Annotated in this window: 23 protein-coding genes; 9 read left to right on the plus strand and 14 right to left on the minus strand. The window is 53.2% G+C overall.

The window, feature by feature from the left end; translation table 11 throughout:
* Positions 1 to 140: 140 nt before the first annotated feature.
* On the plus strand, positions 141 to 299 hold the full coding sequence (locus U5L07_05270) for a hypothetical protein (protein MDZ7831139.1): 159 nt from the start codon (positions 141 to 143) through the stop codon (positions 297 to 299).
* 266 nt (positions 300 to 565) lie between these two features.
* On the opposite strand, the gene serA is transcribed toward U5L07_05270, so the two are convergent.
* The 11 genes from serA to U5L07_05325 all read right to left on the minus strand — a co-directional run bounded on the left by serA (position 566) and on the right by U5L07_05325 (position 14,563).
* A complete protein-coding gene (serA, locus tag U5L07_05275; GenBank protein MDZ7831140.1) occupies positions 566 to 2,149 on the minus strand; it encodes a phosphoglycerate dehydrogenase in 1,584 nt (527 codons plus the stop codon).
* A 16-nt stretch (positions 2,150 to 2,165) separates the two neighbouring features.
* Positions 2,166 to 2,963, minus strand: coding sequence for a methyltetrahydrofolate cobalamin methyltransferase (locus U5L07_05280; protein ID MDZ7831141.1), 798 nt, complete (start codon positions 2,961 to 2,963; stop codon positions 2,166 to 2,168).
* A gap of 609 nt (positions 2,964 to 3,572) precedes the next feature.
* Positions 3,573 to 4,268, minus strand: a complete 696-nt coding sequence (locus tag U5L07_05285) for a DUF1638 domain-containing protein (protein MDZ7831142.1) — start codon at positions 4,266 to 4,268, stop codon at positions 3,573 to 3,575.
* Positions 4,269 to 4,286: 18 nt separating this feature from the next.
* Positions 4,287 to 6,041 (minus strand): ASKHA domain-containing protein, encoded by a 1,755-nt coding sequence (locus U5L07_05290; protein MDZ7831143.1) that lies wholly within the window; start codon positions 6,039 to 6,041, stop codon positions 4,287 to 4,289.
* Between the two features lie 11 nt (positions 6,042 to 6,052).
* Positions 6,053 to 6,595: an ACT domain-containing protein gene (locus tag U5L07_05295; GenBank protein MDZ7831144.1), complete on the minus strand. Its 543-nt coding sequence runs from the start codon at positions 6,593 to 6,595 to the stop codon at positions 6,053 to 6,055.
* A 196-nt stretch (positions 6,596 to 6,791) separates the two neighbouring features.
* Entirely contained in the window at positions 6,792 to 7,244 is a 453-nt protein-coding gene (locus tag U5L07_05300) for a YbaK/EbsC family protein (protein ID MDZ7831145.1), read from the minus strand.
* A 21-nt stretch (positions 7,245 to 7,265) separates the two neighbouring features.
* Entirely contained in the window at positions 7,266 to 9,329 is a 2,064-nt protein-coding gene (locus U5L07_05305; protein MDZ7831146.1) for a hydantoinase/oxoprolinase family protein, read from the minus strand.
* Positions 9,330 to 9,799: 470 nt separating this feature from the next.
* On the minus strand, positions 9,800 to 11,272 hold the full coding sequence (locus tag U5L07_05310; protein MDZ7831147.1) for a trimethylamine methyltransferase family protein: 1,473 nt from the start codon (positions 11,270 to 11,272) through the stop codon (positions 9,800 to 9,802).
* Positions 11,273 to 11,351: 79 nt separating this feature from the next.
* Positions 11,352 to 12,806, minus strand: coding sequence for a trimethylamine methyltransferase family protein (locus U5L07_05315; protein MDZ7831148.1), 1,455 nt, complete (start codon positions 12,804 to 12,806; stop codon positions 11,352 to 11,354).
* A 184-nt stretch (positions 12,807 to 12,990) separates the two neighbouring features.
* Entirely contained in the window at positions 12,991 to 13,629 is a 639-nt protein-coding gene (locus U5L07_05320; protein MDZ7831149.1) for a corrinoid protein, read from the minus strand.
* 94 nt (positions 13,630 to 13,723) lie between these two features.
* Positions 13,724 to 14,563 carry a methyltransferase domain-containing protein gene (locus U5L07_05325; GenBank protein ID MDZ7831150.1) on the minus strand — a complete coding sequence of 280 codons (840 nt, stop codon included), beginning with the start codon at positions 14,561 to 14,563 and terminating at the stop codon, positions 13,724 to 13,726.
* Between the two features lie 653 nt (positions 14,564 to 15,216).
* Between U5L07_05325 and U5L07_05330 the strand changes: the two genes are divergently transcribed.
* From U5L07_05330 to metK, 3 genes are all read left to right on the plus strand, one after another.
* Positions 15,217 to 16,551, plus strand: coding sequence for a DUF1015 domain-containing protein (locus U5L07_05330; protein ID MDZ7831151.1), 1,335 nt, complete (start codon positions 15,217 to 15,219; stop codon positions 16,549 to 16,551).
* A gap of 22 nt (positions 16,552 to 16,573) precedes the next feature.
* Complete coding sequence (panC, locus tag U5L07_05335; protein ID MDZ7831152.1) at positions 16,574 to 17,416, plus strand: pantoate--beta-alanine ligase; 843 nt, start codon at positions 16,574 to 16,576, stop codon at positions 17,414 to 17,416.
* Positions 17,417 to 17,512: 96 nt separating this feature from the next.
* Positions 17,513 to 18,682 (plus strand): methionine adenosyltransferase, encoded by a 1,170-nt coding sequence (gene metK / locus U5L07_05340; GenBank protein MDZ7831153.1) that lies wholly within the window; start codon positions 17,513 to 17,515, stop codon positions 18,680 to 18,682.
* Positions 18,683 to 18,955: 273 nt separating this feature from the next.
* On the opposite strand, the gene U5L07_05345 is transcribed toward metK, so the two are convergent.
* The 3 genes from U5L07_05345 to mobB all read right to left on the minus strand — a co-directional run bounded on the left by U5L07_05345 (position 18,956) and on the right by mobB (position 21,257).
* Positions 18,956 to 19,846, minus strand: a complete 891-nt coding sequence (locus U5L07_05345) for a hypothetical protein (protein ID MDZ7831154.1) — start codon at positions 19,844 to 19,846, stop codon at positions 18,956 to 18,958.
* Between the two features lie 111 nt (positions 19,847 to 19,957).
* Complete coding sequence (locus tag U5L07_05350) at positions 19,958 to 20,740, minus strand: HD domain-containing protein (GenBank protein ID MDZ7831155.1); 783 nt, start codon at positions 20,738 to 20,740, stop codon at positions 19,958 to 19,960.
* Between the two features lie 10 nt (positions 20,741 to 20,750).
* The gene (gene mobB, locus U5L07_05355; protein ID MDZ7831156.1) at positions 20,751 to 21,257 is read right to left on the minus strand and encodes a molybdopterin-guanine dinucleotide biosynthesis protein B; all 507 of its coding nucleotides are present in this window, start codon (positions 21,255 to 21,257) and stop codon (positions 20,751 to 20,753) included.
* Between the two features lie 163 nt (positions 21,258 to 21,420).
* Between mobB and U5L07_05360 the strand changes: the two genes are divergently transcribed.
* From U5L07_05360 to U5L07_05380, 5 genes are all read left to right on the plus strand, one after another.
* Positions 21,421 to 21,924, plus strand: a complete 504-nt coding sequence (locus tag U5L07_05360) for a four helix bundle protein (protein MDZ7831157.1) — start codon at positions 21,421 to 21,423, stop codon at positions 21,922 to 21,924.
* A 154-nt stretch (positions 21,925 to 22,078) separates the two neighbouring features.
* Positions 22,079 to 23,479 carry a membrane-bound lytic murein transglycosylase MltF gene (mltF, locus tag U5L07_05365; protein MDZ7831158.1) on the plus strand — a complete coding sequence of 467 codons (1,401 nt, stop codon included), beginning with the start codon at positions 22,079 to 22,081 and terminating at the stop codon, positions 23,477 to 23,479.
* Between the two features lie 10 nt (positions 23,480 to 23,489).
* Positions 23,490 to 24,641 carry an FAD:protein FMN transferase gene (locus tag U5L07_05370; GenBank protein MDZ7831159.1) on the plus strand — a complete coding sequence of 384 codons (1,152 nt, stop codon included), beginning with the start codon at positions 23,490 to 23,492 and terminating at the stop codon, positions 24,639 to 24,641.
* A 95-nt stretch (positions 24,642 to 24,736) separates the two neighbouring features.
* Positions 24,737 to 26,014: a WD40 repeat domain-containing protein gene (locus U5L07_05375; GenBank protein MDZ7831160.1), complete on the plus strand. Its 1,278-nt coding sequence runs from the start codon at positions 24,737 to 24,739 to the stop codon at positions 26,012 to 26,014.
* 14 nt (positions 26,015 to 26,028) lie between these two features.
* On the plus strand, positions 26,029 to 26,688 hold the full coding sequence (locus U5L07_05380) for a nitrate reductase (GenBank protein MDZ7831161.1): 660 nt from the start codon (positions 26,029 to 26,031) through the stop codon (positions 26,686 to 26,688).
* Positions 26,689 to 26,709: the final 21 nt, after the last annotated feature.

The raw sequence follows: 26,709 nt of genomic DNA on the forward strand, positions 1-26,709 counted from the left end.
CGCGGCTGTCTCTTCTACAACTCCAAATAGTAGGGCGTAGGGCGTAGGGCGGATAAGCGTCAGCGCATCCGCCAATATGCCGTCACGCAGGCAGTTACATATCAAACTGTCATTTCAAGGAGCGCGAGCGACGAGGAATCATGAATATAAGATTTCTCGCTGCCGCTCGAATGACAGGGGCGAAAATTTTTAAATCAGGGCTGATGGTGGATGCGCTGGTGGTGGATGCGCTGGCGCTTATCCACTTATCTGGCGGTGGATGCGCTATCGCTTATCCACCCTACATAGGCTACGGGTAATTGCCGGATGCGCTGGCGCTTATCCGGCCTACGGGTAATTGGTGGATGCGCTGACGCTTATCCACCCTACAAGGGCTTATCCACCCTACAAGCAGATGTAGGGCGGATAAGCGTCAGTAGCGCATCCGCCGGGCTTTATTTATTAATGATTCCACGGCGCCGCCCTTTTTAATGGCGGGCACGGTGGCCCGCCTTACAATGGGATGTGCAATTTAAAAAACCGTCGTAGGGTCGGCCACCGTGCCGACCGCTCATGGCTGTCTCTTCTACAATTCCAAATATGTCACGGATTTGGACATGGGCAGATTGCGGAGCGCATCCAGGATTTCATTGGAGAGGGCCGAGTCGGTGCGCAGAAAGACAATATTTCGCTCGCCGGCTTCTTCCTGTCCCACGGTCATTTTGGAAATGTTTATACTATTGTCTCCCAAAAGGGTGCCGATGCTGCCGATCTCGCCCGGAATGTTCAGGTTATGGATCAGGGTGAGATACCCCTCCGGCTTCATCTCCAGGCGGAAGTCGTTAATTTTGACCACCCGGGGATAATTTCTGCCGAACACCGTTCCCGAGACCACGCTGCTCATCTCATCGGTAATCACCTCTATGGTCAGCAGGTGATTATACTCCATGGCCTCGTCGCTTTCGGATTCGGAGACCTTAATACCGTCTTCCTTGGCGATATACGGGGCATTAACCGCATTGACATCCTCCATGGAGAGCACATCCAACAATCCGGTTAAAAAGGATGTGGTCACCGGTTTCAGGTCCACGTCCTCGAAATTGCCGTTGTATTCGATTTTTATCTCCTTGACATGCCCGCTCACCAGCTGGGCCTGCAGGCAGCCCATGCGATCGGCCAGGAATATAAAGGGATTTAACTTTTCCAGCTCTTTACCGGAGACAGACGGCGTATTCAGAGCGTTTTCCACGGTGCTGGTTTTGAGAAAATTAATGATCTGTTTGGCCACCATGACCGCCACATTGGTCTGGGCTTCAGCCGTGGAGGCACCTAAGTGCGGTGTGGCGATCAAGTTGTCAAGCTGCAAGAGCGGCATGTCCGCCGGCGGTGGCTCTTCGCTGAATACGTCCACGGCCGCGCCGGCCACTTTGCCGGACTGCATGGCCTCGTAGAGGGCATCCTCGTCCACGATCCCGCCCCGGGCGCAGTTGATCAGCATGACGCCTTCCTTCATCTGCTCAAAGGCTTTCTTGTTAATAAGCCCAGCGGTCTTTTTGGACTTCGGTACATGCACGCTGATATAATCCGCCTGGGCATAAAGCTCATTTAAGGATACGCTCTCACACCCGGCCTTTTCAATCTTTTCCGGGGTGACCACCGGATCATAGACGACAACCCGCATCTTTAAGCCCCGGGCCCGGTTGGCCACAATGGAGCCGATCTTTCCGAAGCCGATCACACCGAATGTCTTGTTGTAGATTTCCCGGCCCTGGAGCTTCTTTTTATCCCAGCGGCCCGCCTTCAGGGAGGATGTGCCCTGGGGGATATTGCGGGTAAGCGCCATCATCATGGCAATGGCATGCTCGGCCGTGGTCACGACATTGCCGGTGGGGGTATTCATAACGATAATCCCCCGCTTGGTCGCCCCCTCCACGTCAATGTTGTCCACCCCGATGCCGGCCCGTCCGATCACCTTTAAATTCTCGGCCGCCTCCAGGATTTCCTCGGTCACCTTGGTGGCGCTGCGAATGACCAGGGCATCATAATCCTTGATCACCTCTTTCAGCTCCTCGGGCGACATACCGGTTTTAACATCAACATCAATTCCGTCTTCTTCTTCAAATAATTTGACCCCGGCATCGCCGAGTTTATCACTGACCAATACTTTCATTTTGATACCTCCTTGTTTATAACTTTAAACGGTCCTCACGATAGGCCGTCAGATAATTCGAACAATACTCATCATTTCCGGACAGGGTTTCGGCTGAGATGATATTTGCCATCATCCGCTTGTCCAGGGGATTGATAATGGCGGCGTCCAGTTTCTTGGCAATGGCCATTACCGCAAATGTCTGGTTGATGAGCTTTCTCTCCGGCAGGCCGAAGGAAATGTTGGAAAGCCCGCAGATGGTATGAACGCCCGGAAAACCGGTCATTATGGCCTCAACGGCATTCATAAACTCCGTGCCGTAGGAATCCTTTGTAGAAATAGGCTGCACCAGCGGATCCACGAAAATATTCTCAATGGCCACATTGTTTTTCACCAGACTGTTAATCAGCTCATCCGCAATCGCCACCCGGTCATCCTTGGTCTCGGGCATGCCCTTGTCGCTCATGCACAGGGCGATCACTTTTAAATCCGTCCCGGCGATGACCGGCAGCAGCGCATCATAGCGCTCCTTTTCAAGGGAAATGGAGTTGATCATGGGGGTTCCCTTATGCACGGCGGCGGCGGCTTCAACCACCTTGGGGTCCGGGCTGTCAATGCAGCACGGCGCATCCACGGTTTCCTGAACGGTCTTTACCAGCCACTGCATGTATTCGCTTTCCTTGCCGACAAAGGTGCCCGCATTGACGTCAATGAAATCCGCCCCGTGATCGTGCTGATCTTTGGCGATTTTCTGGATTTCTTCGGCGTCCTGGGCTTCAACAGCCGCCTTGATGGGCTTTCGGCTTGAATTGATTAATTCTCCAACAATTAGCATGGGTTTTCTCCTTCGTTTTAATTAAATTTATCGACCGAATCATACTCACATATTTTGCAGAGCCTTTTGATACCCCGGCAAATTGGTTCTAACTATCTTTCAGGCAGGCACGGTGGCCTGCCCTACGCAACTTTGTAAAAAACGATTAATGCCGCTGCGATGGCATTTTCTGCAGAAAGTAACTAAAAAGGCCCCTCAAAATCAGTCCATACTGTCATTTCGAGCGGCAGCGAGAAATCTTTACAATAAGATTCCTCGTCGCTCGCGCTCCTCGGAATGACAGGCGCTATTGCCGTCATTACTTGAAGGCAAACGGCACGCCAAAATATAAACAATCCACTTCACAGTAAAAACGGTTTCTGAGTAACGGCTGTGCCCGGCGGCAGGCACAAGCAAATTGGTTCTAACTATCTTTCAGGCAGGCACGGTGGCCTGCCCTACGCAACGGGATAACCGCAAAATTTTGTAGGGTCGGCCACCGTGCCGACCTTACATGCGAAAAACCCTATGGTTATAGGTTTTATCGCCAGAACAAATTCCCCGTGTTTTAATACCGGCACCCCCTATGCAGGGAAAGCCCTTAGGCTTTCTGTTTAAAGCGTTCATGTATCACAGTAAAAACGGCCTCTGTGTCACCGGCGTCTCCGGCGGCAGGCACAAAAAATCCGGGGGCGCATAGGGGCCGAACAGTATTTTTCGGAAATAATTTCGGCTGCCCTTGATTTCCGTGTATTTTTTATCAAGAAACCGGGCGTTTTCCCTGGCCCGCGCGCGCAGGGATTCGACATCCGCCACCTGCGTGTCGATCAATGCGATATGGCTGTAATGCTTTAATTCCTCGTTTAACCCCCAGACCGCATCCTCACGACCCATGCGGGGGATGTATTCGTTCTCCAAAATCCCGATCGGGTCCTTTTCCTCCTTGACCCAGCCCGGGGTGATGTAATAGGTGCCGGCCCGCTCCCGGAATGCCTTTTTATACGCCTCTCTGGAGCCCAAAAGCAGGGCCACGCAGTCATGCACATGGGGCACATACAGATACTGCCGGGGCGCATACACCCCGACAATGCCGTTTGAACAAAGTCCATAGCCCAGCACGAATTCATCCGCGGTGTCCGCCAGGCTGTCGATTTCGTTCTGTATAATCGCGGGCATCCGGTCCGGGGTCCGGTGCAGCTGCTGATCCATAAACCGCAAATCCAGTTCGACATCTGGCGGGCATTCCGGCCGCAGGGCATTTAACTCCTGCTCCATCACCCGGCAGGCAAGAACCACCCGATTTATAATCTTTTTCTCTTTACCCATGATCAGTGTTCCGGTTCATTATTTCGCGGCAGCGGCGGATAAGGCGGATTTTTCCGGAAACTCCATGCTCTCCACATAGAGATCCATAAAATCCGGCCGGGTCTCGATGGAGACATGCTCAACCCGCTGCATTCGTGATTCCAGAAAACGGCGGTTGCTCACATTGCGAAGCAGACGCACGCACCCGATCCGGCAGGTATTGCCCGCGAAAAAGACCTTGGATGCCATGCCGGGCGGCAATAGCCCGATGCCCTCAAGATTCTCCGGCCGCAGGGAATAGCCGAACCCGCCGGCGATAACCACCCGGTGAACGGCTGCTGACGCTATGCCGGCTTCTGCCATAAGGATATCCATGGCCGCGCGGATCGCACTTTTGGCAAGCTGCACCTGGCGCACATCATCCTGGGTAAAATAGACATCCCCCTCAATATGGAAGGCCGCCTTTTCATTTAACTCAACCAGCCGGGCCGCTATTTCCTGGCTCAGCCCTTCGGTTTCCCCGGGCCGGCGCATGCGGCCGGACCCGTCAATCACCCCGGTTTTCAGCAGGGCGGCGGTCATATCAATGATGCCGGAACCGCAAATCCCTTTAACCGGCGCATTCCCGATGGTTTTAAACGTGAGCGTGCGGCCGTCGGTGCTGACCCGCTCCAGGGCCCCGAGCTGCGCCCGGGTGCCGCTTGAGATGCCCATGCCCTCAAAGGCGGGGCCAGCGGCGGTGGAGGTCATCAGGCATTTGCCGGCGGCATTTAAGCCCATTTCCCCGTTGGTGCCGATATCGATAAAAAGGACCGACGCACTCTGATCGAAAAACCCATGGCAGACCAAAAGACCGGCGCTGATATCCCCGCCGATATAGGCATGCACCACCGGCGGGACATAGATCCGGGCCTCCGGGTGAACGGCCAGCCCGAACTGGTCGGCCGGATAGGTCTGCCCGCTTTGAATTCCCACGGTAAAGGGCACCCGGCCCAGCGGCTCCGGATCGATACCTGCGGCCAGCTGCAGCATGGTGGTATTGCCGCCGATCACCACGTCAATGATATCATTGACATCTGCTTTGGAATCCTCACACACCTCTTCGATCAGTTCATTCAAGCCGTCGCGCACGCACCGGGATAGCTCTGCCAGGCCTTCAGGCGTAGAGCCCGCCTGGATGCGGCGTACCACGTCATGGCCGAAACGGATCTGCGGGTTTAAGCTCGAGGCCGTGGAAAGCTCCTGACAGGTATCCAGGGACATCAATGTGACCACCAGGGTGGTGGTGCCGATGTCAATGGCCAGGCCCTTGGGGGGGTTGCCCGGGCTCCATCGGCTCAGGCGCTGCTGGGGCTCCCGATCATAATCCAGCCAGAAACACCCCGCCTTTTCTGTTACCCGGGCGGCCGGTCGGTATTGCCTGGCCGGTGCGGTAGTTTCCGCTGTCTGATTTTCCCCGGTATCCGCCCGGTCATCCGGATAGCGGTTGCCCTCGAGTATCCGGTACTCGTCCCGGACATACTCGGATAATACGTGAATGGTCATGTCTTTCCGGGTTTTTAACTGGCAGGCCAGGCGGATACCCTCCGCCGCCTGCTCCGGGGCAATCTCCGGATGGGGCGTTTCCTGAACCGATTCCGGGGACTCCACCCGCACCAAACATTTGCCGCAGATCCCCTGCCCGTTGCAGGGCGTGTCCACTTCCACGCCGGCGCGGTACAAGGCATCGCGCACGGTTTCGCCGCGGCGCATCTCAATGGATTCGCCGATCGGGTATATGGTTAGTTTTGACATAATATTATAGATTAAGGTTCCGGCAGTCGGGTCAGGGAAATCATTTCCTGGAGGTCTTCGGCCAGGAATTTCAAATCCTTGCGAAGTTCCTCGCCGTCCACCTCGCGCGGGACCACCACACTGGTGCGCATCAGGAAGATGGGTTTGCCGTCTTTGGCCCGGGACTCGATTTTGGTTTCCAGCTCAACGATATTGATGTTTAAAGACGCCAGGAGCTGAGTCGTCCGGTAAACAATCCCCATCCGGTCAACGCCCTTGACCCGGATTTCATAATTGGGCTCGGTCTCATTGCGTTTCTCGCCCGGCACATCCACCGGAAAAAGCGTGACCTTTAAATCCTTCTCCTTATCCAGCCGTTCGCAGGCGGCTGCCAGGTCATCGCACATCTTTCCGGTTGTGGCGGTGACCAGAATCATCAGGGCAAAATGATTGCCTAAAAGCGTCATGCGGGAGTCCTCAAAATTGCACCCGCAGTTGTATATCTCCTTGGACACCGTGGCCACAATACCGGTGACATTGCGGCCGACCGCTGAAATGATAAATTCCTGTTTCATAATTCCTCGTTGTTCATTGTTATAAACTTTGTGGCCTTTGATCCTGCGTAGGCTCAACCCAACCTACAATTGGTTTAACAATTCCGATGGTCATTTCGAGCGGCAGCGAGAAATCTTTTACAAGCAAGATTCCTCGTCACTTACGTTCCTCGGAATGACAGCCGAATTTATATGGGGCTTAATTCTGCCTTTGCACCTACACATAAAACGGTTGGCATAGGGCTTCCAGTGCGCTGCCCGGAATTTTGTAGGATTTGTCGTGAACGCCGGGGTTGAAATAAATATAGTCGGTTTCAACCAGCGCTTTTTCCATGTAAACGGCCATATCCGTAAAATGGCCGAACGGCGGCACGCAGCCCACGTCACAGCCCACCGTTTCCTTGACCGCTTCGGGCTTGGCAAACGAGACCTTCTTGCTGCCGGCCGCACGGGCCACCTGCTTCCAGTCCACGCGCCGGTCGCCCGGCAGCACCATCACGATCATGTCCCCTTCTTTGGTATTTAATACCAGGGATTTTACGGTTTCCGATTCGGTGACATGCAGGGCCTCGGCCATGGCCGGGTTGGTGTAGACCGGCTCATGATCGACCACGTCATATTCAATTTCCTTATCCGACAATATCTGCCGGATATTTTCTTCAAGTGTCATCCGTGAAAATTTCCCTTAAAATTATCTCGGCATAACCCCCCATTGCTCGGACAACCGGGGGTTGCCCACGGCGCGGGCCTGGATCCGTTCAATCGCGCCTTCGGTTTTTACCTTGATGCTGACCTGGGGCGATATGGCGCCCGAGGCCTCCGCGCTTTCAATGGCCAGGTCCCTGACCTTTTTCTTGGCAAAGGCAAAGGCATCCTCATATTCGGAAAAATTTTTGCGCTGGTCCCCGATCTGGACGATATGGGCATGGGCGCCCTCGCTTTCCTGCACGTAGATAAGGGCCTCCTTATCCGCCATGACGGAGCCGGCCACCGCACCCGCCGCATTGGCCACATGGGCATGCTCCGGCAGCACAAACGGGGCCTTGAGGCTCTCGGCCACTTTTTTGACAAATATGCCGGCTGGCGCGCCGATGCCAATAACCGGAAAGCGGCTGGCAATATTGACCGTCACATACTCGTTTCTGCCGCTGATGGCCTCATCTATCATCCACCGGCCCCAATTGCCGTCCACCATCTCCGGCAGATCCGCCTCATCCTCCTGCCGGGCCAGGAAAACAATGGCCTCCTCCACCATGGTGGCCACGATAAACTCAAGGGTGTCTGAGACAAACTGCTTGGGATTTTTATCATGGATATGGCAGGCGCATTCAATGGCCTGGCGCGCCGCCTCGATGTCCCACACATCCATCTGGCCGTTTACATGCAGAAGATCCGTGGGGGTCAAGGTGGCCTGCTCAATCAGCCCCTGGCGGAAAAACTCGTCCGCATTCAGCTGCACCGCATGATAGACCTCGAGCACCTTTAAAATCTCGGTGACACTGCGGGGCGATTCATTTAACAGCCCGAAAAGCGCCACATGTTTGGGATCGCTAATACCTGCGTCTTCCGGGTCAATGGTTTTATGCAGAAACCAGTAATCCAGATCATTCTGGCTCCAGGTGTTTTTCCCCTTTTGGCTTAGATTGGCGATGGTTTTTTTGACGTGGCTATATTGGGCCGCCAGCCTGGATAGCGGAACCACCCGGTCCGGTCCCACCACGGCTTTTCCGCCCTGACCGAAGGAAATCCGGCTGTCGCAGCCCACGCAGGCCGTACGGATACGGGCCGCCTTAACCGCGGTTTTGATATCACCCACCCGGGCGCCCTCATCCGTTATGGTCATCTGGGAATCCTGAATCAGGGCCATATCCGTGGTGGTGCCGCCCACATCGATCACCAGGGCGTTGCCGTGCCTTGAGAAAAAGAGTCCCCCGATGGCGCTGGCCGCCGGGCCGGAAAGAATGGTTTCAACCGGTTTTTCGGCGGCCTCGGCATGCGGCATGAGCGAGCCGTCGCCTTTTACAATCATAAGCGGGGCATTGATTTTCTGATCCTTTAATGATTCCTGAACCGCGGCGATAAATTCCTGCATCACGGCCACCAATGAGGCATTCAGGCAGGCGGTGGTGGCCCGCTTAATGGAATCAATCTGGGTGGAGAGCTGATGGCCCAGCACCACCGGCAGATCACAGACATCCTGAATGGCATCAAACACCGCCTCCTCATGGGCGGGGTTTAAGGGACTGAAATAGCTTGAGACCGCAAAGGCATCGACTGTATCCCGGTATTCCTTGACCCAGGCCTTGATGCCGTCCAAATCCAGGGGCGCATTCTCCGCCCCCTGCGAATTGTGCCCGCCGTCAAAATAGGCAAAATGCCTGGTGGAAAAATTGGCCGCCAGCCCATAGGACTGAATTAGTTCCGGATCATAGCCGATCAGTAACAGGCCCACCTCACGGGCTTTTCCCTCGGCAATCGAATTGGTGGCCAGGGTGCTTGAAATCCCAACCAGCTTGACGGTGGCGGGATTTTCGATATTTAACATTTTAAGAACGGTGATAACGCCGTCAGCCAGGTTCGCCCGGGTGGTGAGGGTTTTGCCGGATGCGACCACCCGCCGGGTCCGGTAGTCCATCAGGACCCCGTCCGTATATGTCCCCCCGGTATCAATGCCGACCACATAGTCACCGGAAAATTTCTTCCTGCCTGCACTTTCATTCCGGGATTGCAATGATTTCTGTTCCTTTGCGTACATTGATCGTGTTAACCATCCGTCCCGTTTGACGGATAGCCGGCTCCTTTCGTGCTTCATTTGTCAAGACTTCGCAAAAAGTCCAATATCTTAGTTGCGCTGCCTCCCTCGGGATTTGCGCGCCGCGATCTTGAACATTTTGTTTTGCCATCCAAAAATCGAATCTTAAGGAACGAAATAATATATTTCGTTATTCCAGGCCGTTCCGCCACTGTCATTCCGAGGAGCGCGAGCGACGAGGAATCTTATTGTAAAGATTTCTCGCTGCCGCTCGAAATGACAGTATGGACAGGTTTTCAAAGCCTTTTTGAGCTACTTTCTGCAAAAATGCCATGATGGCGGCATCAACCGCTTTTTACGAATCCGTCGGAGTTGATGGTTTTGATGATCGAAAGCCTGCTGGCTCCGCCGTTGGAGCGAACAGGCTTTCCATCAATTTATTTACCGCAATTCTGTGCGGCCCGGTGGGCCGCCTAGTTGCTCTTGACGCGCTCTTCGGCTTCGGCCAGGATCTTTTCGATATCCTTTTTGGCCTCAGGCGGCACGCGCTTTGAGGGGCCTTCGTAGTTTTCCATGATATCGCGGCCCTTCTTTAAGACCCGGTCCTTCATGGTGGTCCGGCCCTGGGCATCCCAGTCCTCGTAGCTGTTTCGATCCATCAGGGTGGGCTGATAGTGCTTACGGAACCACTTCATGGTGTGGTCCTCATAGAGGTAATGCCCGCCGGGACCCACATTGCAGATCTGTTCCACAGCCATGGTCTCCTCGTTCACCTCCAGGCCCCCGGCAATCAGACGGCTCATGCCGATGATCTCATCATCCATAATCGTCTGATAAATATCACCGGTCATACCGGACTCGGTATAGCCGTTATCATGGACGAAGTTCGCCCCGGAGAGCATCGCCATATGAATCGACAAGGCGGCCTCTATGCCGGACTGCAGCTCCAGGCACTTGGTATCCGTGCAACCGGAGGTTGAGTACATGGGCAGCCCCACGAACTGAAGCATCTCTGTCAACCCGGCGCTTAAGATACTAAGCTCCGGTGCCCCATAGGAGTAGATCGTATGCCGCATATCCAGAATGGACTGCACGCCGCCGATGATAATGCAGGTGCCCGGATTCAAGAGCTGGGAGACCACGACGCCCACCATGGATTCGGACATGGCCACAACCAGCTGACCGGCATGGGTCGCCGGCACCGTGCCGCCGCCGATGGCGCAGGGGCTGTAGACCTGCGGAATCCGGTGTTCGGCATTGTACATGCATTTGTCGATCGCGTGGAAGTCACTGACCAGCGGGGAAATCGGCTCTCCGTAGCTGATGTAGTTGGGCCGCTGTTTAAAGGCCTCTTCACCGCCGGCCATGACAATGCCGACCCGGTGCTCGTCGCGAACCCCGTCCCGGCCAAAAGCCCAGTTCATAATGATCTTGCGGGTATTCTGGATCATGTCCGCAAACTCATAGATGTCCGCCAGCCCGTTGGTGACGTCGCTGATTGAGCCCAGGGACTGCACATAGCCGATATTGGGCAGGGCATCACAGACCCGGGCCACGGTGGTGGCGTCTTTTCTTAGATACGGCCGGCGCTCCAGGGTTTCGGGATCGATAAAATTGGGCGGCGTGGGGCCGGGGCCGAAATAGCTGCGGCCGCGCTCCACATAGCACATCTCCTCGTTTCCGTCCCAGGAGTAAAGCGTTGTCGTGGGCGGAAGGCTCTGCAGGGCCTGCCTGACAATCTCCGGCGGAATCCGTACGCGGATGCCGTCCACCTTGCACCGGTTTTTGGCCAGAAGCTCCCGTGCACCCTCATGGTGGACATCCGCACCGGTGTCATTCAAGGTTTTAATGACCCCGTTGAAGATCCGCTCCTTCTGGTCCTCTGACATCATGGAGAAGCGCACGGTTTCATTGGTAATATAGTTGGTTACTTTATCGTGAATCATATTTGACTCTCCTTATTTATCCGTGCCCATGCAGCCAACGTCTTTCCCCGGCGGCATGGCGGTTGTCAACCCGGTTGGATTATTTGGAATGGCGCTTTTCCGCATCATCGATGATCTTTTTAAGATCCTTTCGGATCCCGTCATCAATGGGCTCCGGCTCATATTCATCAAGGATGCGCTGGGTTTCCTCATTGACCCGGTCGAGCATGGTCTTTTTGCCGTTCGCACACCAGGTCTCCCAGTCCGATCGGTCCTGGAGTTTGGGGAAATACCATTCCTTCCAGTACTCGTAGGTGTGATCTTTTGTCACATATTCCCCGGCCGGTCCGGTCTCGTTGATCAGCTTCAGGGCCAGATGTTCGGGATCCGTGTTAATGCCCTTGCCGACCTGGCGCACCATGCCGATGATTTCCTCGTTCATGACCAGGGATTCCAAAGAGGCATTGACGCCGGAGTCGATATAGCCCACATCATGGACCAGATTGGCGCCGGAGAGGAACGCGTTTAATACGGAGAGCGTGGATTCCGCGGCCGCCTGCTCATCAACACACTTGGAGTCGCTGCAGCCGCCGGTGGAGAACATCAAAAGCCCCAGCCATTTGGATATATCCGTGTTTGCGGCAGATGCCAGGGACAGCTCCGGCGAGCCATAGGAATAGGTGGTGGTGCGCATGTCCATGACCGTGGTCACCCCGCCCATGATCAGCGGCATGCCCGGTTTTTTTAGGTCACAGAGCACCACGGCCAGAAGCGTTTCCGCCAGCGACTGGACCAGCATGCCCGGAATGGTGGCCGGTGCGGTGGCGCCGGAACTGGGGCACGGGGTATACATGGCCGGAATCCCCTTTTCCGCGGCGAACAAGAGCTTCTCCACCGCAGTGCGGTCATTGGTTAGCGGTGAGATCGGCTCGATATAGGCCACGAACATGGGATTTAAGCGAAACTCCTCCTCACCGCCCTGGAACAGGCAGGCCATTTTCCAGAGATCCTCCAGGCCTTCGCCGTCCACACTGGTGACCACCATGGGCTTGGTGCAGCCCTCGAGCATGGCCATGAACTGGTGCCGGTCGTAGGTCTGGGGATTGGGGGCATCGCCCACAATGCCGTGGGACATAAAAAAATCGTAGTTGGACAAATAATCGACAAAGCGGCCCGCATTGACCACATCTTTATACAGGGTCCGCCGGCGCTCGCCGGACTCCCGGTCATAGGTAAACGGCAGGTCTGAGCCGGTGCCGAAATACACGTGATCCTTCTGAAGGGCCACGGAGCGCTTGCCGTTTCTGCCTTTCAGCGTAATTTTCCGGGGATAGTTCTTAATCGCCCGCTCAACCATTGAAGCGGGGACACGGACACGATTTTCCCGGACCACGGCATCGGAATTTTTGAACAGCTCTATGGCCTCTTCCTGCAAAACATCCGCGCCGCATCGCTCCAAGACTTCAAGGGCTGAAAAATATATTTTTTCGATCTGCTGATCCGTCAGCACCCGGAAAACCGGGGTCTGCTGGATCGTCTGATTCATTTTTTCCATGGGTTAACTCCTTCGCCCGAATTTTATGTGTCAAAGCAAGGTCTTATTCTGCATGCATCCGATCAGGGGAACCTGGAGAACACCGTGCTTTTCTTTATAAAATGCCGGTGCGGCCTGATCCTGCTGCCGCCCCGGCCATTTATTTTTCGATCAACTATATAAAACTATATAAAAGGATGTTTACCTAAAGCCCGAGTTCCGCCCTGGCCTTGTCAACGGAATTGGCCGCATTGGCGCCGTAGAGATCCGCGCCGATTTCCTTGGCGTATTCCTCGGTCACGGGCGCCCCGCCGACCATGATCTTGACCTGGTCTCTGACGCCGGCTTCCTTCAGGGCATTAATCGTTTCCCCCATTTTCGGCATGGTCGTGGTCAGAAGCGCTGACATCCCCAGCAGCTCCGGTTTATGCTCTTTAACGGCATCCACAAATACCTGCGGCTTTAGATCAATACCCAGGTTAATAACCTTAAAGCCCGCGCCCTCAAACATCATGCCCACCAGGTTTTTCCCGATGTCATGAAGGTCGCCCTCAACCGTGCCGATAACAAAGGTGCCGGCCCGCTTGGTATCTCCCTCTACCAAAACCGGGCGGAGATGCTCCATGCCGGCGCTCATGGCCTTTGCCGAGCGCAGCACTTCCGGGATAAACATGTCTCCGGCCTTAAACCGCTGGCCCACCACATCCATGCCGGCGATCAGGCCTTTATTCAAAACCTCATCCGGATCCAGGCCGCTATCCAGAAATTCCTTGGTCATATTGCCGACTTCCTCGACCTTGCCGGCGATCAATAACTCTGCCATTTTCCCTAAATCTTCAGCCATGTGTAGTCCTCCTTCTATTTTTAATTATTGCGTTATTCGCTCCTTGCTGCAAAAGCCATACGCTTACATGCGCTCAGCTTGGAATCTTTCGCTTTTACGATTTGCGGAAATGAAACACGCCCCAGGCCAAATACCCCTTATTGCCGCCATCCACCCAATGGCGCAGGCCTTTTTTCATATTCTCGATATATTCCTGACTGATCTTGCCCTTGACTTCGCCTTCCCGTTTTTCCAGCTCCTTGAGAATCCGGGCATAGCTTTTGGTTAGATGCGGGGAGAGGTTTTCAAAGCCGACGACCTCAAAACCGATCTTCTTGGCATACTCCTGGTAAAAACCGGGCGAACCCAGACTGGTCAGATGGATGCGGTCATAGATGGGCTGCAGCACATCCTCGGGGCAGTCATCCGTCTGCATAGGGTCGGTAAAAATCATTTCCCCGCCGGATTTTAATACCCGCTTGGCCTCATCAAGGACTTTCTGCCGGTTGTCGCTATGAAGAATGGCATCCTGGGACCATACAATGTCAAAGGATTCATCCGGATACGCAATGGTGTCAAAGCTGCCGTCAATGACCGTAATCAAATGATCTAGCCCCTGCTCCTTATTCATCTGGCGGCCACGGGTGTTTTCCGTTTCACTCAAATTTAAAACCACCACTTCCCAGCCATAATTTTTTGCCAGATACCGGGCCGAGCCGGAGAACCCGCCCCCCAGATCGATCACCCTGGCCTTCTGGTTCAAAAACTTCGAGCGGGAAGCCATATGATCTATAGTTTTACGACTTGCCTCATATACGGACTCATCGCCGGTTTCATAAAATCCCAAATGAAGGTCCTCTCCCCCCCATATAGTATAGTAGAAAGTATGGGCATCCTCACTATCGTAGTAATCTTTTGTAACTTTTACGGTTTCGGAATATTCCTGATTGCTCATGCATGCCTCCTTTATTTGGCCTATAAGCTGTTTAAGCCCTATGATTAATGAATCAAAAGATCAGGCTTGTGCCTGACTTACGTTTTTCGCACCAGTAAATTTGTCTAATAAATTTTAATATTTAACCTATATTTGCGAAATGTTTTTTCTAATTCAACTGTATAATAAATTGAATATATTAATTTAAAATTTTATGATTGTCAACCTCTTTTTCCGAATCACCTGTATACAACAGAATATTCACGGGCTTGTAACAATCAAAATATACTTGACAAGGGCCTTTAAGTTATATTAATTGTCTCTATTCGCGAACCCGACCAATTTTAGAAAACTTTATAGCTTTTATATTAATAAAATTTTCTATAAAATTCAATAGATTAAAAAATTTTTATAACTTTCCGACGATGATTCTTTTAATAAAGGTAAGTATAGGTCCGGACCAACAGATCTGCACTGCTTAAACCGGGTTGGGGTGCGAACCCAACATGGCAGTCGGAATTTTCGACCGTCTGCTGTTAATGTGACTGGAAACAATTATATTTAACATATGGCCTGATACATTTTTGTTTCAAAATAATTATTCTTAATATATATACCAATGTTCAGGGAAATCAAAAAAATAAAACCCAAACTCAAACAAACAGGTTGAATTTATGGCAGATATTTTTCCGTTCCGGGGCATCCGGTACAACATTGACAAGATCGGCGATCTGGCCAAAGTGGCCACACCGCCCTATGATGTCATCTCCGAAGAAGAGCAGGACATGTATTATGAGCGCCATCCCAACAATGTCATCCGCTTAGACAAGGGCAAACCATCGGCAAATGACGACGATCAGGACAATCCTTATACCAGGGCGGCGGAATATTACAAAAACTGGCTGTCTGAGGGCATACTGGTCAAAGATGAATCGCCCTGCTTCTATCTCACCTCAGTCGAATTTAGCATCAACGGCCAGACGTTTACCCGCTACGGTCTGATTGCCCGGGTTCGGCTGGAGCCTTTTGAAAACGGCGTCATCCTGCCGCATGAGGAGACTTACTCCAAAATCAAATCCGAACGCCTGGAACTGATGAAGGCCTGCCACGCCAATTTCAGCCATATCTTCTCCATTTACACGGACAAAGACAATATTATGGGGCGGCTGAAATCCGCGATTGCCGATGCGCCGCCGGAAGTTGCGTTCTCAGACGATGCCGGCCATCATCATCAAATGTGGCGCATCACGGATGAAAAAGTCCAGGCATCGGTGACTGAGAGCATAAAAGAGCGCCGGCTGTTCATCGCGGACGGCCATCACCGCTACGAAACCGCGCTTTCCTTTCGGGACTGGCTGGCCGAGCAGACCCCGGATTTCGGGCCGGACCATCCGGCCAATTTTATCATGATGTATCTTTGCTCGATTGAGGACCCGGGACTGATTATCCTTCCCACCCACCGCCTTTTAACCGATGTTTCCGCCGCCGAACGCAACACTTTTGTGCAAAAGGCAGAGCCTTATTTTACGGTTAAGCGCTTCGCCTTTGATAAGGACCGTGAGGATCAGGAGACGGCCCGGTCCCAGATGCTTGGCGAAATGAAATCCGACCCGGATAAACACGTCATCGGCGGCTATATAGAAGGATATGCCGAATTCTACACGTTCACCCTGAAGCCTGATGTGATGAAGCAGAAGTTTGAGGCGGAAATTCCGGAGCCCTTACGCGAACTGGATGTCACGGTGTTAACGCGCATTGTGTTGACCGAACTGCTTGAATTTGATCATAAGGACTTAGATGACGAAACCCTGCTCAGCTATACCAGCAGCGCAGCCGAAGCAATTGAGGCGGTGGATAACGGGGATGCAAAAATGGCATTTATTCTAAACCCCCCTTCCAACGAACAGGTCCGCCAGATCGCGGAGGCCGGCTATACCATGCCGCGAAAAACGACCTTTTATTACCCCAAAGCCGTGACCGGCCAGGTGATGAACAGCTTAACAGAATAAAAGGGGGTTTGCGATCGACGTCATCCGGACCATAGCCGATGCTGCGGACCGATCCGAAAAATTGCGGCAAAAAGGGCATACCATCGCCCTGGTCCCGACCATGGGGTTTTTCCATCAGGGCCATCTCGATTTAATGCGCGAAGGCCGCAAACTGGCCGATGACTTGGTGGTCAGCCTCTTTGTCAACCCGACGCAGTTCGGTCCGAACGAGGACTATGCCACCTACCCCCGGGATACGGACCGGGATCTGGCGCTGGCGGCAGAAACAGGTGTGGATGCCGTGTTTATGCCGGATGCTGAGGAGATATATCCCGAAGGATTTCAGACTTATGTCGATCAGACGGATTTGCCGAATCACCTCTGCGGCTTAAGCCGGCCCGACCATTTTCGGGGAGTCATGACAGTGGTCGCCAAGCTGTTTAACATTATCCGGCCGCATATCGCCGTTTTCGGGGAGAAGGATTACCAGCAGCTGGCTGTTATCCGGCAGATGGGCCGGGATTTAAATTTTAACATCGATATCCGCGGCCTGCCAACGGTCAGGGAAACGGACGGGCTTGCCATGAGCTCCAGAAACACGCGGCTTAGCCCGGAACATCGAAAAGCGGCCTTAAGCCTTAACCAAACCCTTCAGGCCATGCAGGAACAAGTGCGAAATGGCGAAACCCGTGCAGATAATCTGATCGATGCGGCCGCCGGGATCATTAAAGCATATCCCGAAACAGCCATTGACTATATTCAAATCAGTGACCCGCAAACCCTGGAAGATGTGCGGATGATTGACCGCCGGGTGTTAATGGCCCTTGCGGTAAAAGTCGGCGATGTTCGATTGATCGACCACACCCTGCTCGACCCGTATGCTTGAACGCGCATGTGCTGGGGATCTTTTGCGCTTCAGGAAAGTTAGACCCACTCAATTTGAATGCATGAAGTTCAAATTTAATCAAAGGAGAAGAAAATTATGACTGGAAATCGTGTATTATTCACATCAGAATCCGTCACAGAGGGACATCCGGACAAGGTGGCTGATGCCATATCCGATTCCATCCTTGACGCGATCATGGCCCAGGACAAAAAATGCCGCGTGGCCTGCGAAACTTTGGTCACCACCGGGCTTGTATTTATTGCCGGCGAAATTACCACGGAATGCTACGTGGATTTTCCCCAGGTGGTCCGGGAAACCGTCCGGGATATCGGCTACAGCTCCTCCCGCATGGGATTTGACTGGGAAACCTGCGGGGTGATTACCAGCATTGACCAGCAGTCCCCGGATATTGCCCAGGGGGTCAACGAAGGCCAGGGCCTTTTTAAAGAACAGGGCGCCGGCGACCAGGGGCTTATGTTCGGATTCGCCTCGGATGAAACCCCTGAGTTTATGCCCATGCCCATCATGTTTGCCCACAAACTCACCAAGCGGCTGGCCCAGGTCAGAAAACACGGCTCCGTGGATTTTCTGCGGCCGGACGGCAAGTCCCAGGTGACCATCGAATACGAGGGGGGCGCTCCCAAACGGGTGGACACGGTGGTTGTTTCAACCCAGCACAAGGGCGACGTGAGCTATGAAGAAGTGCGGGAAGCCGTGATTGAAGAGGTCATCAAAAAAATTATCCCCAGGGATATGATTGACGGGGACACCCGGTATTTCATCAACCCCACCGGCCGGTTTGAAATCGGCGGCCCCATGGGCGACTGCGGGGTTACCGGCCGCAAAATCATCGTCGATACCTATGGGGGCCAGGGCAGCCACGGCGGCGGGTGCTTTTCCGGCAAGGACCCCTCAAAGGTGGACCGCAGCGCCTCCTACATGGCGCGGCACGTGGCCAAAAACCTGGTCGCCGCCGGGCTTGCCAGAAAATGCGAGGTCCAGCTCGCCTATGCCATCGGGGTGGCTGAACCGGTTTCGATCCTGATCGATTTTCTGAACACCGGAAAAATCCCCGAGGAAAAAGCCGCAGACATCGTAAACGAAGTATTTGACCTGCGGCCGGGCGCCATTATCCAATACCTGGATCTTCTGCGGCCCATCTACAGAAAGACTTCGGCGTACGGCCACTTCGGCCGCCACGACGAGGACTTCACCTGGGAGCACACCAATAAGGCCGAGGAGATCAAGGCCAAGGCCGGGATTTAACCTAAATTTGATGGCTTCGCAATTTGTTCTATCTATTTTTCAGGCAGGCACGGTGGCCTGCCCTACGCGATTGCCGACATTTTGTAGGGTCGGCCACCGTGCCGACCTTACATGCGAACAACACCATGGTTATGGGTTTTATCGCCAGAACAAATTCACCGTGATTCCGCCACGGCGGTATTTTTGCAGAAGGTAATTTTCTGTTCGTACTCGTGCTCGTCCCCTTTTTTTGCCCCCCCCTTTTGAAAAAGGGGGGTTGGGGGGGATTTAGTTTTAATCCGTCACCACAACCACCCGGCATTTTTTTAAAAATGCCAAATGCTCAACCGAGCCGCGCAGTCTGGCGGCATCAGTTCCGCTGATCATAATATCTGAGGCGCCCGGCGGGTGAAGCTTGATCCCTTTGACCACCAGAGGGTGGCTGCCCACCCGGGGATTTTCCCTGATATCGGCAACATTTGACACATACTGGCACATGCCGGCAGCCACCGCATTCTCGCGGTCGGCATAGGCCGGCCCGTAAACCTCCTTGCCGTCCTCATCCAGCACCTGAAAGCACATGGCCGGCACCACCGGCAGTCCCCGGGCATCGACAACCACCCCGGTATACTCAGAGGCTTTGTCAACAGCTTCGGATTTCCCGGATGCGATTGCTTCGAGCCGGGTGATCGTATCCGGAAGCAGCATTTCTGAAAATTCGCCGGTTATCTGAAATTCCAGGGTAATCTCCACCGCGCCGGTGGACAGAAACTCTGTCTGATGAATTTGTGCGGTCTTTAAAAGGTTTTCAAACGCGGCCATCTGCTTATCGTTTCCTTTTAATGCCTCGGCCACTGTCAATCTCGGGGTCAGTTGGATGGACTTGCCAGCATCAAGAAGATGACGGTAGGCGTTCTGCCGGGCCTTTGCCAGGGTTTGGAACGGTTTGTGGTGGGTCGCGCCAAAATCCTGGACCTCGCCCCGCCCCGTCGCGCGGATAAAATGATCGGTCCAGTTGATAAAGGTCTGCGCATCACCCGGCGCATGATTTCTTTGGCGCCCCGAATCCGGCCTGGTAATGACCTCATTGGCGATTAATGGTCCGGCGGCCGCAATCAGCACAGAAAGCGCCAGCAGGTATGCTAAGCCCCATTTCTTCATGGTATTTCTATCATCGGTCTTCAATAAAATGCCTTCACGGCGGCATAAATCTTTTTTACGAGCCCATCACTGTAGGGATCTAAATTTTTATATCAAATTCAAAATATTATACAAATTATTGAACAGAGAGTCAAATCAATAACCGTTTGAAACGACCGACTCAGCGTATTGGCAGACTTTTTCAAAGGCTTCGGATATCTCTTGCGTATGCGGCAGGAACGCATAGAGGCGATTGATGTAGCCCTTCTCCAGCATGGCTTCCACGGTAGGGACAAAATTTAAATCATAAACCCAGGAGATCTGCAGCAGTTTAAAATCATTTAAGGTTTTCATCTCCTGCATACGAACGATTTTTCGATCGCGTACGGCTGCCAGGGCTTTTGCCGAATATTGGGCACTGTCCGGCAGGCCGAGGGATACGCTGTCGGCAGCGGACCTGGCTTCGTTCTCGTAGTATTCCCCGAATACTTTCCAGATATCCAGTTTATCCGCATCTCTTAGAAGTTTTAGGAAAAAGCGCTCCCGATCGGACAGCCCGTCAGGAATATCCAGCGCATTGTGGAACTCAATAGCTGTTAAAACCAACCGGCGATCCGCTTCCGGGAGCCCTTCCAAAAAATCATTGGCATTAATTTCAGCGACGCTTAACGCCGCATGATTTTCTGAATCCGCATCTTTAAAAGTCTGATAAACCCGATACTGCTTAAATCGGCCCACATCATGGAAAAGCGCCATCACCTCGGCAAGCCGGGTGTCTTTTTCTGAAAGCACCAGCTTGTTGGCAAGCATCCGGGCATTCCGGCACACCCGGCGGGTATGGTCCCGTTTTAATTGAATCGGCTGATCTTCAGCCGCATCATTAACATAAAACCGGTCCACATAGTCGAAAAATCGCTGCCTTAACTGCTCAATCAGCATTACTCTGCGCCTATTTTAATAACACGGTCTGCTCAATCACATCCGCCAGCTCAGCCACCTGATCAAACCCAAGGCGTTTGACCGGGGCATCAATTTCCGCCTCGGTTACCACGGCAATCACCGATCCAATGCTTTGGCAAAGCGGCGCTGTCCCCCCAGTCTCCCGATATACTTCAATTTTAGGGCAATCGCCGGCTTTAAACCCCTCTGCCACCACCACATCGACATCCGCAAAATAAGGAGCCAGCGACTGAAGATCCGGCGCTGATTCGGCTGAAAAGGACGGATACCGTTTGAACATGGCAAGGAGGGCTTTTGAATAGATCATGGAAATATCTGCACCGGCACCAAAATGCCGCCAGGAGTCTTTTCCGGTTTTATCGAATTCCGGTTGATGATGGGTGTGCTTGACAGTGCCGACGCGATACCCCCGGCGCTTCAATTCCGGCACCAGCTTTTCGATAAGCGTAGTTTTCCCGGCACCGGAATAGCCGATGATGGCAATGAAATTTCCCATGATAGATAGTTGTAATGCCTTAATGGGGCTTTGCCCCTAAACTGCTGAAACATCGCCCGGAAATTTTTTCCGGCGTCAATCCACAGGCACCATAAATCCCGCTTAAACCGCTTGTCAAGGCAAATAGCGCGCGCCCGCCATAGAGCGCGATCCCAGGGCTAATTTGTTCTGTATCCAAATCGAAATCGCTATCGGGATCGGGATCGAAAAAAATATGCCCCTTGGACGCGAAAAACTGGACGTCTATCGCCTTTCAATAGGCTACGTTGCATGGGTTTACGAGAAGGCCGACAGCCTGAACGGAGTTTATCGGCCCGCCCGGGATCAATGGCTTCGGGCCAGCCAGTCGATACCGCTCAATATCGCCGAAGGTAATGGCAAGACCGCGGAAGCCGACCGAAGGCGTTATTTCGAAATCGCTCGTGGCTCCGCGTTTGAGTGCGCGGCAATTCAAGATGTGCTGGTTGTCGGCAAGGCGCTGGACAAGATGGAAAGCCGGAACCGCAAGGATGAACTCGACCGTATGGCCGCGATGCTCAGCCGTCTCGGCGGAAGAGGATACCAAGTTCGAGAGGATCAGGAAGTCTACAGCATCGATTTCGATCCCGATAGCGATTTCGATCCCGATTTCGATCCCGATAGCGAAGAAAACGAATCCCAACCTTAGCGTTAACAGGACCGGGGGTATGGATTTTGCGGTTAGAACAAATTAGCCGTGAACGCGATCCGTTCTTGACTTCATAAGGGATATAAATTATGAATAATTAGGTAAATTTAATGATGCAACAGACGAAGCCCCGCGATTGAACATGCCCGTTAAAATGATACGCACCCGTTCACTGGGCCGGTTGGCGTTCATTCTCCTTTTCCTGGCGCTTGCCGGGTGCCCGTCCAAAGATAGCTCTTTATCCCGTATTCTAAACCGCGGGGAAATCACCGTTATTACTGATAACAGCGCCCATGGCTACTATATCTATCGGGAGGAGTCCATGGGGTTTGAATATGATCTGGCCAAGGCATTCGCGGATTACATCGGGGTGGAGCTAAACGTGATCACCCCGGGCTGGAATGCCATGTTTACAGCCCTTAAATCCGATAAGGGCGACTTTATTGCCTCAAGCCTGACCCGGACCGAGAACCGGGAGGCCAGGGTCGATTTCTCACGGGAATATATGGCGGTCCAGCAGCAGGTGGTGGTGCGCAAAGGCAGTTCCGGCATCGATGAAATGGCGGACATAAACGGCCGCACCATCCATATCCGCAGCCATACGTCCTATCATGAGCGTCTTCGCGCACTAAAGGAGCGGGGGATTTCGCTGGCCATCAAACTCCATGAGAATATTCCCACCGAAGAATTCCTCAGGCAGGTCCAGGACCGGGAGATTGACTTAACCGTGGCCGATTCCAACATTATCCAGCTCAACCGCCGATACTATCCGGACATTTACCCGGCTTTTCCGATTTCCGAGAAACAATCCCTGGGATGGGCCGTCAAAACCGGAGACCGGGCGCTGCTTGAGAAAATCAATGCGTTCTTTGACCATATCAAAGAAACCGGCACGTATGCCAAAATATACAACCGCTATTATGCGGGCACTGAAATTTTTGACTACGTGGACATCAAAAAATTCCATCGCCGCCTGAAAACACGACTGCCCAAATACCAGGACACGATTGTCAATGTTTCGAAAAAATATAATTTTGACTGGCGCCTGATTGCCGCCCAGATCTATCAGGAATCCCATTTCGACCCGCAGGCCCAAAGCTATTCCGGCGCACTCGGCTTAATGCAGCTCACCGGGGTCACAGCAAATGAGATGGGGGTTTCTGATCGCCTGGATCCCGGCGCCAATATCCGGGGGGGCATTAAATACCTTCATGTCCTGTATCAGCGCTTTGACAAAATTCCGCCGCCGGAGCGCATCAAATTTGCGCTGGCCAGCTATAATGTCGGCTACGGACATGTGCGGGACGCCCAAAAGATCGCCCAAAAACAGAATTTACCGCCAACTTCATGGAAAACCATGGAGACCGTGCTGCCGCTTCTGCGGTATCCCAAATATTACCAGCAGACTCGATACGGCTATGCCCGGGGCACGGAACCGGTTCGCTATATCAAGCGAATCTATAAATACTATGATATCCTGCGAATGACAGACGGGGTGGGAGACACCCGGTTTACCGGTATTGCCGGACCGGATGCGGACGATAAAGAATTGTAGTTTGAATGCCATGGTAAAAACCTTTAGAAACTTCATCATTACTTACCGGCTGGCCCTTTTGGCCATGGTGCTCTGTTTGGGCGTCCTGTTTTATGTCCTTCATCGCGCTCCTTTTTCCAAAGCGGCTGAAACCAAGCATTCTAAAAAGACAGCGAGCCAGGGAAAAAAGGATATACCGGCTGTCCGGGAGATCTCCGAAAACTGGTTTGAAAGCCGGGAGTCGATCTATTTTGATATCCCGGCCCGGATTCTGATCAAACACCCGAAGAATAAAAATAATGTTCGGGAAATCATCAATACGGGCTGGGAGGAATTCGAGCGCATCGGGAAAATTTTTAACCCCTATGATCCGGACAGCGAGGTGGCAGCGATCAATCAGACCGCCAGCTCCGGAAACATCCGCGTATCCGGGGACATGTATGAGGCGCTGAAAATCTCCAAAAACCTTTTTATCAAAAGCCAGGGGCATTTCGACCCCACATTTCTTTCGATCAAAGAGCTCTGGCGGCATGCGGAGGAAACGCAAAATATCCCGTCAGAGCGGGAAATCCTTAAAGCCCTTGGGCACACCGGATTTGAAGACGTCCTTATAGACACCGGCCGAAGCGGCAATATAGGGCTTAATAATCCGGACATCCGATTTGACTTTGGCGGCATTGCCAAAGGGTATGCGGTTGACCGGGTACGAAGCGTCTTAAAAGAAAGCGGCGTCTCCCGCGGCCTGGTTCAACTCGGCGGCGAAATCGCCGCATTCGGCAAAAATAACGAAGATCCATGGCGCATCGGCATCCAGCATCCCCAAAATATGCAGGATGTCTGGGGGATCATCGCCCACGAGGGGGGCATCCGGGTGTCCACCAGCGGCAATTATCGCCAGCCGATTGTGATCCGGGGGCACAAATTTTATCACATTTTCAGCCCCAAAACCGGGAAACCGGTTTCAGAAAAAGTCCTGGGGGTTACCACCATCGGGATAGAGAAATCACACTCAAACGCTTTGATCGACGGCGCGGCCACGGCTATCACGGTAATGGGGACGGCCGATGGCCTTCAATTTGCCCGAAAACTGGGCATTGAGGCGCTTATCCTCACCCGGGATCGGGACAAGGAGATTGGCGAGCATATGACCCCGGGGTTTAAAAAATTTTACGAGCGGCAATAAGAATTATACCTAAATTTAAGTAAAAGATTTTGGCATTCCGGTTTTTCTTAGATATAATCGGTTTACTTGGCAACGATTATCCATAGGAGCCTTTCATGAGCCATATCAGGGATTGGGACTGGAACAGAGGCAAACGCGTCATCTCGGATATCCATCAGTGGCGGGAAACCTACGGCTGGGTGGAAGAGCCGCATGCCAGCCCGGACGGCGAATCCGTCGCCGCCATTGTAAAAGTCGATGAAATGGCGTTTTCCGTATGCGAAAACGGCAGCCCATGGGAAAGCAGCTTTGATAAAGTCTGGTTTCTGCGCTACGGGCCGGATAACCGGGCCGCCGCCCTGGTGTCGGATACCGCCATGTGGACGGTGGCTGTTTCCGGAACCCCCTGGGAAAACTGGTTCGAATTCGTATGGGACACCAAGTTCGGCCGTTTTGACGGCCACATCAGTGTTTCCGCCCAGAAGGATTTTGCCTATTTTGCCGTAACCGATGACACCCCCTGGGAAAACACTTTTTACACCATATCCCATTTAAAGGCAAGCCCCAGCGGCCGTTCCGCGGCGGCAACCGTTCAAACAAAGCCGATCAATGAGGCTGATATCGCAGCATTTCAGAAAGGCTGCTTTACGGTGGCGGTCAACGGGCAGCCCTGGACGCAGAATTTTTTAAATGCCTGGGAAATCGCCTTTGATGCCAAAGAAGAACACGTGGCCGCGGAGGTTCGGTTAAGCCTTGAGGATTACACCATCGTGGTGGACGGCATCCCGTGGAAGAGGCATTACGCCTCCGTATGGGAGCCTGTATTCAGCCCGACCGACGGCTCGGTGACCGCCCCGGTCCGGCTGGCGGACGGCTGGGCGCTTGCCCAAGACGGCGAAATCATATGGAAAAACCGATACTTTCAGCTATGGCACCATATCTACAGCATTGACGGCAGCCGGATTGCCGCCATCGTTTCCTCCAAATTCGGGCGATGGACGCTGGCCATAGATGACAAGCCCTGGAACCTGACCTTTAAAGACCTGGTGACCGATCCGGCGTTAAGCCCGGACGGCCGCCGCGCCGCCTGTGTCGGCAAGACCGACGGCAAATGGATGATTGCCGTTGACGGGACCGCCTGGAATGACACCTATGATATGGCCTGGCCCCCGATATTTTCACCGGACGGCAGAAATGTCGCCGCAAAGACGCAAAAAAACGGCATCTATCGGATGGTGGTCAACGGCCGGCCGATTCAAACGAATTATAAAACCCTGTGGAACCCGGTATTCAGCCCGGAAGGGGACAAGCTCCTAATCCGGGGCATTGAAACCGGTGCCAATGACGGCAAATATACCCGAACCGTCCTGTCATTAGCTGAAATCCTGGGATAAACGGAGGCGTTTCTATGCATGCCATCTATGAAATCATTAGCGGACCGATGGTCTGGCTGGCATTCGGCATTTTTATTTTGGGCAGCCTCTACCGGCTGTTTTCCATGGGCCGGCTGGCGCTTAAAAAGGATGCCGTAGTGTTCAGCTATATGAGCATCTATTATGCCCTGCGTTCCATTGTCCACTGGATCGTGCCGTTCGCCAGCGTCAACATGCGCAAGCATCCGGTCATGACCCTAGTGGCCTTTGTGTTCCATATCTGCCTGTTTGTCGTCCCGATTTTTCTCTTCGCCCATATTATCATGATCCATGAAGCCTGGCAGATAAACTGGGTTTATATCCCGAATCTGGCCGCGGATGTGATGACCCTGGCTGTGATCGGGGCCTGCATATTCTTTTTCTGCCGCCGGCTGATCCTTCCGGAAGTCCGTTATTTGACCACCTATTCGGATTTTTTGATCCTTGCCGGCGTGGCCGCCCCGTTTATTACCGGATTCTGGTCATTCCACCAGTATCCCGGCCATGTAGCCGCCGGAATACTCCATATCCTGTCCGGAGAAATCATACTGGTGATGATCCCGTTTACCCGGCTGAGCCATATGCTGTTTTTTCCGTTTACCCGCGGATATGCCGGCTCTGAATTTGGGGGGGTTAGAAATGCCAAAGACTGGTAAAACTCATAAAACGAGGAGCAG

It is taken from the genome of Desulfobacterales bacterium (assembly GCA_034520365.1).
In the GTDB taxonomy this organism is placed as follows: Bacteria; Desulfobacterota; Desulfobacteria; order Desulfobacterales; family Desulfosalsimonadaceae; genus M55B175.